The organism is Mycobacterium sp. GA-0227b, from assembly GCF_001499855.1.
Taxonomy (GTDB): Bacteria; Actinomycetota; Actinomycetes; order Mycobacteriales; family Mycobacteriaceae; genus Mycobacterium.
Map to the genome: position 1 here is coordinate 384,353 of NZ_LQIK01000029.1, position 14,469 is coordinate 398,821.

Annotated in this window: 1 protein-coding gene; it reads left to right on the plus strand. The window is 66.0% G+C overall.

Translation table 11 applies throughout. The features are described 5' to 3' along the window. Positions 1–57: 57 nt before the first annotated feature. On the plus strand, positions 58–14,469 hold a 14,412-nt coding region (locus AU185_RS17645; RefSeq protein WP_156425562.1), incomplete at its 3' end, for a non-ribosomal peptide synthetase.

The window sequence follows — 14,469 nt, forward strand, 5'->3', positions numbered from 1 at the left end:
GACAGAACCAGGTGTTTGACGCATAGACCTGTTTCTGCTTAGTGGGGAGGCACTTGGATGGGGATGGCTGATCGCGTACATCCGCTGACGCGCGGACAGCTGGATATATGGCTCGCCACGGAGGCGAGCGGCCTCGGCGCGAAGTGGCACATTGGTTTTCTTGTGCGAATCGAAGGTTCGCTAGACCCGGATTTGCTTGGGTCGGCGATCCGTCAAGTCGTTTCTGAGGCGGAACCACTCAGAGCTGTCTTCTTCGAGGCGGATGGCCAGGTCTTCCAAAAGACCGTGGATTGTCCCGATGTCGAGCTTGCCCGCTATGACCTTTCGGGCTCGCAGGATCCTGAACAGGGCGCCTATCGGATAGCCTCCTCGATCCAAAGCAACGTCATGCCGCTTACTGGACCGCTGTTCAAATTTGCGTTGATACAGACACGGGAGGACGAATTCTATTGGTTTGTCTGCTGCCACCATATAGTGGCAGACGGAATCGGTGTCGCTCTGGTTTGTCACCGGGTCGAGGAAATCTATAATGCAGTTTCTTCGGGTACTTCGATACCACCCGCTTTCTTCGGATCGCTGCCTGATCTGGTTGATTCCGAGTTGGAATACGAAGCATCCACCGATTATCTCGACGATCAAGCCTATTGGACTAGAAATCTCCCGCTGGAAACTGCACCGCCTTATCAGTTGACGCGCACCGGGGGCGGCGGCACTGACCCCGACGGATTTCCTGAACCGATTCAATTGGATCCTTCGGTCGTCGCCGAGGCTCACAAAATGGCGCGTGCGTTGCGTGTGCGTCGAGCCTCCGTGATCACTGCGGCGTGCGCGCTGCTGGTGCGTGAATACCATGCCGACGGTCCCGAGGTGGTGCTCGATTTTCCGGTGAGCAGGCGTGTGAGTCCACGAGTGCAGGCTGTGCCCGGAATGGTTACCGGCTTTGTGCCGCTCGTGTTGAGACCTTCGCCGGAGTTTGCCGTCGCTGATTTTTGTAGGCACGTCGACACGCGAATGAGAGAAGCGCTGCAACATCAGCGGTTCCCGGTGCAAGTTCTTGAGAACAAGGCGGGCCTCCGCGGTTGGGGGCAGGTGTCAAATCGTGTCGTTGTCAATTTCATTCCCACCACGCATATTGGACATTTTGGTGATGCTGCGGCGTCGGGAACCTTGACACATGCTGCGCTGGGAGATCAGTTCGGGCTCGTCTTTTTCAGGGACGATGATCGGCTCTTTCTCAGCACGCCGGGCACGGCGCATTCGTTTGCTGATTGTGATCTCCGCAGCTTGGCACAGCAGTTAGAGCGGTTATTGGCCGCGATGGCCGCCGATCCCGAGCGGTCATTGTCGTCGGTGGGGCTGCTCGATGAACTCGACTGTGCCCGATTGGACGGCCTCGCTAATCGGGCGGCGCTAGCCACCGCTCCCGTTGTGTCCCTGTCGGTTCCGGCGTTGTTCGCCGCACAAGTGGCCCGCGCCCCGGAAGCGGTGGCGCTGGTATGTGAAGGCCGGTCGATGACGTACCGGGAACTCGATGACACCGCCGACCGGTTGGCCTCGTTGTTGGCAGGTCACGGGGTGGGCCCCGGACAGTATGTGGCGCTTCTGTTTTCGCGCTCGGCCGAAGCGGTCGTCGCCATGTTGGCGGTGCTCAAAACGGGGGCGGCCTATCTGCCCGTCGACCCGGCGGTGCCGACGACGCGGATCGAGTTCTTGCTGGCCGATGCCGCACCGGTGGCGGTGATCACCACCGCTGAGCTGCGTCCCAGGCTAGATGAGCACAAGCTGCTGGTGATCGATATCGATGACCCCGTGGTCGGTACCCAACCCCGCACAGCGTTACCGGCGCCGAGCCCTGATGACGTCGCTTACCTCATCTACACCTCGGGCACCACCGGGTTGCCCAAGGGAGTGGCGGTCGCCCACCGAAACGTGACCCAGCTGTTGGCGTCGTTGGGTGCCGGCCTGCCGGCGCCGGGGGTGTGGTCGCATTGTCATTCACTGGCTTTCGATGTCTCGGTGTGGGAGATCTTCGGTGCGCTGTTGCGCGGCGGGCGACTGGTGGTGGTGCCCGAAGGGGTGGCGCGCTCGCCGGAAGACCTGCACGAAATGTTGGTCTCGGAAGAGGTCAGCGTGCTTACCCAGACACCGTCGGCGGTGAGGATGTTGTCGCCGCAGGGGCTGGAATCGGCGTTGGTAGTGGCCGGTGAGGCGTGTCCGCCCGAGGTGGTGGACCGGTGGGCGCCCGGACGGGTGATGGTCAACGCGTACGGTCCGACTGAGACCACGATGTGTGTGGCGATCAGCGCGCCGTTGACACCCGGGCCGGGCTTTGTGCCGATCGGGTTGCCGGTGTCAGGGGCGGCGTTGTTTGTGCTCGATGGGTGGTTGCGCCCGGTGCCGGTCGGTGTGGTCGGGGAGTTGTATGTGGCCGGTGCCGGAGTTGGCGTCGGGTATGTGCGCCGGGCGGGACTGACCGCGACGCGATTTGTCGCTTGCCCGTTCGGTGGCGCGGGAGTGCCGGGAATACGGATGTACCGCACGGGGGATCTGGTGTGCTGGCGCGCCGATGGGCAACTGGACTATCTAGGGCGCGTCGACGAGCAGGTCAAGATCCGCGGCTACCGCATCGAAATCGGCGAAGTTCAGGCCGCATTGAGCGCGCTCCACGAGGTGGATCAGGCGGCGGTGATCGCCCGCGAAGACCGACCGGGCGACAAGCGCCTGGTCGGCTATGTCACCGGCGACGCCGACCCGAGCGAGATACGCGCCCAACTGACGCAGCGCCTCCCCGCCTATATGGTGCCCTCGGCCGTGGTGGTGTTGGAAGCGCTGCCGTTGACGGTCAACGGCAAACTCGACACCCGCGCCCTACCGCCGCCCGAATACACCATCGGTGACTACCGCGCTCCGGACAATGCGGTCGAAGAGATCCTGGCCGGCATCTACGCACAGGTGCTCGGACTGGGACGCGTCGGCGTCGACGAGTCGTTCTTCGAGCTGGGCGGCGACAGCATTTCGGCGATGCAGGTGGCTGCGCGGGCGCGTGCCGCGGGCCTGATGTGTCGGCCGCATGATGTTTTCGTCGAGCAGACCGTGGCCCGGCTGGCCCGAGTCGCCGCGGTGACAGACGGTGATGGCGGCTTGGTGGACGAGGGCGTCGGGCCGGTAGTGGCCACGCCGATCATGCGGTGGCTGCGCGACGTGGACGGCCCCGTGGAGCAGTTCAACCAGACGGTGGTGGTGCAGGCTCCAGCCGAGGCTACTGAGCTCGACGCGGTAATCCTGTTGCAAGCCTTGCTGGACCGTCATGGCATGTTGCGGCTGCGAGCCGATGACGACGGCGCGGGTGGCTGGTCGTTGACGGTGCCAGAGCCCGGTTCGGTGGATGCCCGTGAGTGTCTGCAAGCGGTGGAGCTGTTATCCGATGCGGCGGTGGTGGAGGCGAGGTCACGGCTGAACCCGGCCGCCGGAGTGATGCTGCGCGCGCTCTGGATCGCCTCGACCGGCCAGTTGGTGCTCATCGTTCATCATTTGGCCGTCGATGCGGTGTCGTGGTGGATTTTGTTGGAGGACTTGAACATCGCCTGGGCGCAGCATCGCACCGGTCAACCGGTGGCAGTACCGGCCGGCGGGACGTCCTTCGCCCGGTGGGCGGAGCTGTTGGCGGAGCACGCGCATAGCCCTCACGTGGTGGAACAGGCCGACGCCTGGAAGCAGGTGGCGGCGGCACACACCGCGCTGCCCGCGGTACGTCCTGCGGTGGACACGTATGCCAACGCCGGTCGGTTGTCGGTGTCGTTGGATGTGGAGACCACCGGCATGCTCTTGGGTGAGGTGCCTGCGGCGTTTCACGCCGGAGTGCACGACATCTTGTTGATTGCGTTCGCGTTGGCGGCGGCGGAGTTCTTGGGTAACGGCACCGCGCCGCTCAGTATCGACGTCGAGGGCCATGGCCGCCACGAGGAGCTTTCCTCGGCTATGGATCTGTCGCGCACCGTGGGGTGGTTCACCACCAAATACCCGGTGTCGTTGAGGGTGGGCGGGCTGCGGTGGGCGCAAGTGATGTCCGGTGCACCGGCACTGGCGGCCGTCATCAAGGACGCCAAAGAACAGCTGCGGGCCCTACCGCACCCCTTGAGCTACGGTCTGCTGCGCTATCTGAACACCGAAGTCGACCTCGATGGGTCCGACCCGGCGATCGGGTTCAACTATCTCGGGCGCCTGGGCGCGACGGCCGACGTCTCGGGTGATGGTTGGCGGATCGGCAAGGAAGGCTTGTCGTTGACCGGCGCCGCCGCGGCGGTGCCCATGCCGCTTGCGCACACTGTGGAGCTCAACGCCGGCACCGTCGACACCGACACTGGCCCTCGCCTTCACGCCGACTGGGCCTGGGCGCCCTCGACGCTTGATCGCCCGCAGATCACCCGGCTCAGCCAGCTGTGGTTTGACGCCCTGGCCGGCATTTGCGCGCATGTGCGATCCGGTGGAGGCGGGTTGACGCCGTCGGATATTGCGCCTGCTCGCCTCAGCCAGGACCAGCTCGACGAACTGCAACGGCAATACCGGATCGCCGACGTGCTGCCGCTGACCCCCCTGCAGCAGGGGCTTCTCTTTCACGCGAGCAGTGCGCAGGGCCCCGGCGAATCGAGTGAACTGTATGCGGTCCAGCTGGAGTTCACGGTGGCCGGCCGGCTCGACCCCGACCGTCTGCGGGACGCGGTGCATACGGTGGTCGATCGGCACCCGCACCTGGCGGCCCGATTCTGCGAGCGGTTCGAGGAACCGGTGCAGATCATCCCGGCTGACCCAGCGGTGGAGTGGCGGTATGTAGATCTCAGCGTCGAGACCGCCGGCATCGACGTCGACGCAGATGAGCTGATCCAACGGCTGTGCGTGGCCGAACGCGCCGCGGTATGTGACCTCGCCAACCAGGCACCCTTCAGAGCCGCATTGATCCGCACGGCACAAGACCGGCACCGGTTCGTACTGACGAATCACCACATCGTGCTGGACGGCTGGTCGATGCCGATCCTGCTCCGCGAAATATTCGCCAGCTATTACGGGCAGCGACTGCCCGGAGCCCGGTCGTATCGGACGTTTCTCACCTGGCTGGCCGATCGAGACCTCGACGCCGCTCGCGCGGCTTGGCGCGAGGTACTCGCCGACTTCGACACTCCCACACTGGTCGGTCCGCAGGATCGGTTAGGGGCAGGACGGCGAGGTGTTGAGTCGTTCCGGGTCCCGGAGCAGGCCACGCGCGCCATCAACGGGTTTGCGCGCTCATGTCATACCACCGTCAGCACCGTGTTGCAGGGTGCTTGGGCGCTGGTGCTGACCTCGCTGACGGGTCAGCACGATGTCACCTTCGGCACCCCGCGGTCACGGGTGGGCCAGGTGGAGGTCGGCGACGCGGAATCGATGGTCGGCCTGTTGATCAACACGGTGCCGGTGCGGGCCAACATCACAGCGGTAACGACCACCGCAGATCTGCTGGACCAGCTGCAAAACGACCATAACGACACGCTCGAGCACCAGCACCTGGCGCTGAGCGAGATTCATCGCGTCACCGGCCACGAAAGACTCTTCGACACGCTCTTCGTATACGAGAACTACCCCATCGAAACCAACGTGCCGTTGGGCGTCGACGAGTTGGCCATCACCGAGTTCACCAACCGCGAATACAACCACTACCCGCTGACCGTAGAAGCTCTGCCAGGCCGCGAGCTCGACCTGCACGTCGAGTACGACGCCGACGTCTTCGACACCGCCACCATCAAGGCAGTCATCGAGCGGTTGCGCCGCGTTTTGCTGGCGATGACCGCCGATCCCACACGGCGTCTGTCGTCGGTGGATCTCCTGGACCGTGGTGAGCGCGAGCTCGTGCTGTCGCGGTGGTCTGGCGCTGGGGTGGCGGCGCCGGTCGGGGTGGCGCCTCAGCTGTTAGCCGCGGCGGTGGCGGCCGACCCCGACGCGGTGGCGATTGTGGACGGTACGCGCACGCTGTCGTATCGCGAGCTCGATCGGTGGTCGACTCGGCTGGCGAGGGTGCTGATCGAGGCGGGCGCCGGTCCGGAGCGTGCGGTGGGCGTGGCAATGGATCGATGCGTGGAATTGGTCGTGGCCTGGTGGGCCGTGGTCAAGGCCGGTGGGGTGTATGCCCCGGTGGATCCATCGCATCCGGTCGAGCGGATTGCCACGGTGCTGGACGCGGCCGATGCGGTGTGCGTATTGACTTGCGGTGCCGACGATCTCGCCGCAGGCGGGGAGCGCCCGGTGATGCGCATCGACGGGTTGGATGTGTCGGCGCGCTCCGCGGATCCGATTACCGACGCCGACCGGTTGGCGGCGCTGGAGGTCAACAACACCGCATACGTGATCTTCACGTCGGGGTCCACCGGGGCCCCCAAGGGGGTGGCCGTCGGCCACGCCGGTCTGCTGGGTTGGGCTGCGGCCCAGCGCGAGCTGTTCGGCCTGAGCGCAGATGCCCGGGTGCTGATGGTTGCTTCGCCGACCTTTGACGCGTCGATCGGCGAGTTGTTGCTGGCGGTGGAATCGCGGGCCGCGCTGGTGGTGGCGCCGCCGGGGGTGTACGCCGGGGAGGCGCTGACCGCGTTGCTGCAGGACAAGCAGGTCGGCGCGGCCATATTGACCCCGACGGTGCTGTCGTCGCTGGATCGCGCGCGGCTGGACGGGCTGGACACACTGGTCGCCGTCGGAGAGGCCTGCCTGGAGGAGTTGGTGACGGCCTGGGCGCCGGGCCGGCGGATGTTCAACGGCTACGGTCCGACCGAGACCACGATCTGGGTCACCTGCGCGAGCCTGTCCGAGGGGCAGCCGATTCACATCGGCGCCCCGATCCCTGGGGTGTGCGCGCTGGTGCTCGACGCCTGGCTGAACCCTGCCCCGACTGGGGTTGTCGGTGAGCTGTATCTGTCCGGGCCGGCCCTGGCGCACGGCTATGTGGGCCGAGTTGAGTTGACCGCGGAACGGTTCGTCGCCAACCCCTACGGTGACGCCGGAACTCGCATGTACCGCACCGGCGACCTGGTGCGCTGGACCCCGGACGGCACCCTGGACTATCTGGGCCGCGCCGACACCCAGATCAAGCTGCGTGGACAGCGCATCGAGCTAGGCGAAATCGAGAACACGCTGCTGGCCTGCCCGCAGGTCACCCAGGCCGCCGCCACGGTGCAACACAGCAATACCGGCGCCCATCTCGTCGCCTACGTCACCCTCGAGCACAGCACTACCGGCGATCACGACGCCGAAATCGTCGAAGAGTGGCAACACCTGTATGACGACCTCTACGGCGCTGAGACACAGCGCTCGGAGTTCGGCATGGATTTTCGGGGCTGGAACAGCAGCTACACCGATGATCCGATTCCTCTTGAGGAGATGCAGGAGTGGCGTTCGGCCACCGTGGACCGGATCGTCGCCCTGCAGCCACGGCGAGTGCTGGAGATCGGCGTGGGTTCGGGGCTGTTGTTGTCGCAGATCGCCCCGCAATGTGAGCAGTACGTCGGCACTGACATGTCGGCGGTGGTCATCGACGAACTGGCCCGCACGCTGGAGAAGTTGCAGATCCCGTGGCGCGACCGGGTCGAGTTGATGGTCCGGCCCGCCCACGTCACCGAGGGCTTGCCGCAGGGCTACTTCGACACCATCATTCTCAACTCGGTCGTCCAGTATTTCCCCAATGCGGGGTATCTGGCGGAGGTCATCGACAACGCCATGGATCTGCTGGCACCCGGCGGAGCACTGTTCATCGGCGACATCCGTAACCACAGCCTGCAGAGTGCTTTCCAGACCGGTATCGCACTGGTCCGCAGTGCGGCGACCGACGCCGCCGAGATCCGCCAACGGGTACACCGCGCCATGCTCGGCGAACCCGAATTGCTGTTGGCCCCAGACTTTTTCACCACCTGGGCCGCGGAGCATCCGGCGGTGGCCGGACTCGATATCCAAGTCAAACGCGGATGGGCCGATAACGAGCTGAGCCGCTATCGCTACGAAGTCGTCGTCCACAAAAGCCCGACACGGGTGCGCTCACTGGCCGCCGCACCCACCTGGGCGTGGATCGAATTCTCACGCCTGCGTGACCTACAAGATCGGTTCGTATCCCAACGTCCCGCCGTTGTCCGCGTCACCGAGATCCCCCGCACCGGACTGATCAGCGACGTGGACATCGAGCGCGGTCTGGCCGCCGGGCTGTCTGTGCCAGACGCACTCGCCCAAGCCACCGCCCCCGCCGATTCCGCTGTCCCCGAAGAGTTGCATCGCCTCGGTGAAGCCAACGGATACCACGTTGCCGTCACCTGGGGCGCCCGACCCGGCACGGTTGATGCCGTCTTCATCACCGCTACCGACTCCCACCGGCAGCACGACACAGCACTCGCCGACCTCTACCTACCAACCGCCGGGGACCACCGACGCGGCACCTATGCCAATGACCCGCATACCAATACGAAAATCAACGCGGTCCGTCAGCGATTGAGCGCCTGGTTGCCCGAGTACATGGTGCCGACGCACATTGTGGTGCTCGAGGAATTTCCGTTGACCTCATCGGGCAAGCTCGACCGTAGGGCGCTGCCGGCCCCCGAGTACCAGGATGCCGATCGTTATCGCGCTCCGGTCGGCGCGGTCGAGGAGATCCTGGCAGGCGTTTACGCCCGAATACTCGGGCTGGACCGGGTCGGTGTGGATGAGTCGTTTTTCGACCTGGGTGGGGATTCGCTGTCGGCGATGCGCCTGATCGCGGCGATCAACAACTCGCTGGACGCAGATATTTCAGTGCGCACCGTTTTCGAGGCGCCCACGGTTGCCCAGTTGGCGCCACGCATCGGTGGCGATGCGGATCGGCTGGAGCCGTTGGTGGCAGGACAGCGGCCACCGGTGCTTCCGTTGTCGTTCGCCCAGAGCCGGCTGTGGTTCCTGGAGCAATTGCAGGGGCCCTCGCCGATCTACAACATCGCGCTGGCGTTGCAACTGCGGGGGCGGCTTGACGCCGACGCGCTGGGTGCGGCGCTGGCCGACGTGGTCGGCCGCCATGAAAGCCTGCGCACATTGGTTGTCGCTCGCGACGGCATACCCCAGCAAGTGGTTATTCCCATTGAGCAGGCCGACTTCGGTTGGGACATCATCGACGCCGGCGAGTGGCCGGCACACCGGCTCGAGGATGCCATCCGGACCGCGGCGCGCTATACGTTCGACCTGGCACACCAGATCCCGCTACAAGCACGGCTGTTCCGCATCGGCGATGTCGAACACGTGCTGGTGGCAGCGGTGCACCATATCGCCGCCGACGGTTGGTCGATCACCCCGTTGGCCCGTGATCTGGGCATGGCCTACGCCAGCCGGTGCGCGGGGCAAGTCCCGAGTTGGAGCGACTTGCGGGTGCAGTATGCCGATTACACGCTGTGGCAGCGCGCGCAGCTAGGTGAGCTCGACGACAGCGAAAGCCCCATCGCCGCCCAGCTGGCTCATTGGGAAGATGCCCTCGCCGGGTTGCCCGAACGCCTCGAACTGCCCACCGATCGGCCCTATCCACCGGTCGCTGACTACCGTGGCGCCCGGGTGGCGGTGAACTGGCCGGCCGAGTTGCAGCAACAGGTTCGTCGGGTGGCCCGCGAGCACAACGCGACCAGCTTCATGGTGGTCCAAGCCGCTCTTGCCGCGTTGCTGTCCAAGATCGGCGCCAGTAGCGAAGTGGCAGTGGGGTTCCCGATCGCCGGGCGCCGCGACCCCGCGCTCGATGAACTGGTCGGGTTCTTCGTCAACGTTTTGGTGCTGCGGGTTGATCTGGCCGGGGATCCCAGTTTTGCCGACTTGCTCGGCCAGGTGCGGCGGCGCAGCCTTGCCGCCTACGAGCATCAGGATGTGCCGTTTGAGGTGCTGGTGGAGCGGCTCAACCCGGCCCGAAGCTTGACCCATCACCCATTGGTGCAGGTGTTGTTGGGTTGGGAGAACTTTCCCTGGCAGGAGCGAAACACCGCAGCGTTGGCCCTGGGTGATCTCCACGTCACCCCGATGCCGATCGACACCCAGACGGCGCGCATGGATTTGTCGATCTCCCTGGCCGAACAGTGGAGCGAATCCGGTGCGCCCGCCGGAATCGGCGGCACGGTGGAGTTCCGCACCGACGTGTTCGACGCGGCCAGCATCGAGACGCTCCTCGAGCGCTGGAGGCGAGTCTTGGTGGCTGTCACCGCCGACCCGACGCGACAGTTGTCGTCGGTGGATCTACTGCATGCCACTGAGCTTGCCCAGCTGGATGGGTGGGGCAATCGGGCGGTGTTGACGCTGCCGTTGACGGGCTCGTCGGTTCCGGAGTTGTTCGCCGCGCAGGTGGCTCGCACTCCGCAGGCGGTGGCGCTGAGCTGCGGCGAGCGTTCGTGGAGTTACCGCGACCTTGACGAGGCGGCGAACAGGTTGGCGCATCTGCTCGCCGGCCAGGGTGCACGCCCGGGACAGTGTGTGGCGCTGATGTTTTCGCGTTCGGCCGAGGCGATCGTGGCGATCTTGGCAGTGCTCAAGACCGGAGCGGCCTATCTGCCGATCGACCCGGCGCTGCCCGCAAGCCGGATCGGCTTCATGGTTACTGATGCCGCACCCATCGCCGCTGTCACCACCACCGAGCTGGCCGAGCGGCTAGCCGAGTTCGGCGTCGTCGTTATCGACGTCAACGACACCCGGATTGGCGCCTACCCGGCTACGGGGTTGCCGGGGCCGGCACCAGATGACCTGGCCCATATCGTCTACACCTCCGGCACCACCGGCGTTCCCAAGGGTGTAGCGGTCACCCACCAGAACGTGACCCAGCTTTTCGACTCACTGGATACCGGCCTGGAACTGGCCCCCGGGCAGGTGTGGACCCAGTGTCACTCGTACGCCTTCGACTTCTCGGTGTGGGAGATCTGGGCTGCGCTGTTGCATGGTGGACGCCTGGTAGTGGTGCCCGAGTCGGTGGCTCGCTCGCCGGAAGCCTTCCACGCCTTGCTGGTTGGGCAGAAGGTGAGCGTGCTGACGCAGACGCCGTCTGCCGTGGGAGCGCTATCACCTGAGCGGTTGGAGTCGACGGCGTTGGTGATCGGCGCAGAGCCGTGCCCGGCCCAGCTGGTCGACCGGTGGGCGCCGGGGCGCGTGATGCTCAACGTCTACGGCCCCACAGAGACCACGATGTGGGCATCGAAGAGTGCGCCGTTGACGGCGGGCGCGGGGGCGCCGCCGATCGGCTCGCCGGTGACGTGGGCGGCGTTTTTCGTGTTGGACGCCTGGCTGCGGCCGGTGCCGGCCGGTGTCGTAGGCGAGTTGTATCTGGCCGGCGCCGGAGTGGGGGTCGGGTATTGGCGACGGGCCGGGTTGACCGCGTCGCGGTTTGTCGCCTGCCCATTCGGCGCGCCGGCACAACGGATGTATCGCACCGGGGATGTGGTGCGCTGGCGCGCCGACGGGCAGCTCGACTATCTGGGCCGCGCCGATGAGCAGGTGAAGATCCGCGGCTATCGCATCGAACTCGGCGAAATCCAGACGGCGCTCGCCGCGCTGGAGGGGGTGCAGCAGGCGGCTGTGATCGCCCGCGAGGACCGCCCGGGCGACAAACGCCTGGTTGGCTATATCACCGGCACCGCCGACCCGACCGAAGCCCGCAGCGTGCTGGCCGAGCGGCTGCCCGCCTACATGGTTCCGGCCGCAGTCGTAGCGCTGGAGAGCCTTCCGTTGACCCCCAACGGCAAACTCGACACCCGCGCTCTGCCGGCGCCGGAGTACACCGCCGGCCAGTACCGGGCCCCGGCCAACCCGACCGAGGAGATTCTGGTCGGCATCTACGCCCAAGTGCTGGGGCTCGAGCGGGTCGGCGTCGACGACTCCTTCTTTGACCTTGGTGGTGACAGCATCTCGGCGATGCGCCTGATCGCGGCGATCAATTCCGCACTCGATGCTGATCTTTCAGTGCGGACGCTGTTTGAGGCGCCGACGGTTGCTCGGGTGGCGCCGCGGATCGGTGAGGGTACCGGTCAGCTGGAGCCGTTGGTCGCCGCTGAGCAGCGGCCGGCGGTGGTTCCGTTGTCGTTCGCCCAGAGCCGGTTGTGGTTCCTGGAGCAATTGCAGGGCCCGTCACCGGTTTACAACATGCCGGCGGCGTTGCGGCTGCGGGGGCAGCTTGATGCGGAGGCGTTGAGTGCGGCGCTGGCGGATGTGGTGGCCCGCCATGAAAGCCTGCGCACACTGTTTGTCGCGGTCGACGGGGTCCCGCAGCAGGTCGTGTTGCCCGCCGAGCGGGCCGACTTCGGTTGGGACGTCATCGATGCCACCGGCTGGCCACCGCACCGGCTGGCGGAGGCGATCGAGGAGGCGGTGCGCTACACGTTTGACCTAGGCCACCAGATTCCGTTGCGGGCACAGCTTTTCCGCCTCGCCGAGGATGAGCACGTGCTGGTGGCGGTGGTGCACCATATCGCCGCCGATGGCTGGTCGTTGACCCCGTTGGTGCGCGATCTGGGCGTGTCCTATGCCAGCCGGTGTGCGGGACACGCCCCGGATTGGGCGCCGCTGACGGTGCAGTACGCCGATTACACGCTGTGGCAGCGCGCGCAGCTAGGGGAGCTCGACGACAGCGACAGTCCCATCGCAGCGCAGCTGGCGTACTGGGAGGAAGCCCTCGCCGGGTTGCCCGAACGCCTCGAGCTGCCCACCGATCGGCCTTATCCGGCGGTGGCTGATCAGCACGGCGCCACGGTGGCCGTCGACTGGCCGGCCGAGCTACAGCAACAGGTCGCCCGAGCGGCCCGTGAGCACAACGCGACCAGTTTCATGGTGGTACAAGCGGCGCTGGCGGTGCTGCTGGCGAAGGTGAGCGCCACTTCTGATGTGGCGGTGGGCTTTCCGATCGCCGGGCGGCGCGATCCTGCGCTCGATGATTTGGTCGGGTTTTTCGTCAACACCTTGGTGCTGCGGGTTGATCTCGCTGGTGATCCCACGGTGGCTGAGTTGTTGGAGGGGGTTCGGGCGCGCAGTTTGGAGGCCTTCGAGCATCAGGATGTGCCCTTCGAGGTGTTGGTCGAGCGGCTCAACCCGACCCGTAGCCTGTCCCATCACCCGGTGGTGCAGGTGCTGTTGGGTTGGCAGAACTTCACGGGTCAAGACGGTGATGCCACTGGGCTGGCTTTGGGTGGTCTGCAGGTGACACCGCTGCCCATCGATACCCAGACGGCGCGTATGGATTTGACGTTTTCCCTGGGGGAGCGGTGGAGCGAATCCGGTGCGCCGGCCGGGATCGGCGGCACGGTGGAGTTCCGCACCGATGTGTTCGATGCGGCCAGCATCGAGGCGCTCCTCGAGCGGTTGTGGCGGGTGTTGGTGGCGATTACCGCTGCGCCGCCCGCGCGGGTGTCGTCGGTCGATCTGCTCGACGAGCCCGAGCACGCCCGGCTGGATGGGTGGGGTAATCGGGCGGTGTTGACGCTGCCGGTGACCGGTTCGTCGGTTCCGGAGTTGTTCGCCGCGCAGGTGGCGCGCACCCCGCAGGCACCGGCGCTGACCTACAACGGCCGATCGATGACGTATCGCGAGCTTGACGAGGCGGCCAAGCGACTGGCGCATCTGCTCACCGCTCGGGGTGCGAGCCCGGGACGATTTGTGGCACTGATGTTTTCGCGGTCGGCTGAGGCGATCGTGTCGATCTTGGCGGTGCTCAAGACCGGGGCGGCTTATCTGCCGATCGACCCGGCGCTGCCCGCGAGCCGGATCGGCTTCATGGTTGCTGATGCCGCACCCATCGCCGCTGTCACCACCACCGAGCTGGCCGACCGGCTAGAGGAGTTTGATCTTCCGGTGATCGATGTCGCCGACCCCCGGGTTCAGACGTATCCGCGCACGGCGTTGCGGACGCCGACCCCCGACGACATCGCCTACCTCATCTACACCTCGGGCACCACCGGAGTGCCGAAAGGCGTTGCGGTCACTCACCGCAATGTCACCCGGCTGTTCGATGGCCTAGATGTCGGTGTGGCGCTGGCGCCACGGCAGGTGTGGACGCAGTGTCATTCGTTGGCCTTTGACTACTCGGTGTGGGAGATCTGGGCTGCGCTGTTGCATGGGGGGCGGCTGGTGGTGGTGCCCGATGAGGTGGCCCGCTCGCCGGAGGACTTCCAGGGCGTGCTGGCCTCAGAGAAAGTGAGCGTGTTGAGCCAGACCCCGTCTGCGGTGGGGAGGCTCTCCCCGCAGGCGTTGGAGTCGGCGGCGTTGGTGGTGGCCGCTGAGCCGTGTCCGGCTGAGGTGGTGGAGCGCTGGGCGCCGGGGCGGGTGATGGTCAACGGCTACGGCCCGACCGAGACCACGGTGTATGCGGCGATCAGCGCGCCCTTGGTTCCTGGGTCGGGGGTTGTGCCGATCGGTTCGCCGGTGCCCGGCGCGGCGTTGTTTGTGCTCGATGGCTGGTTGCGACCGGTGCCGGCGGGGGTGGTCGGCGAG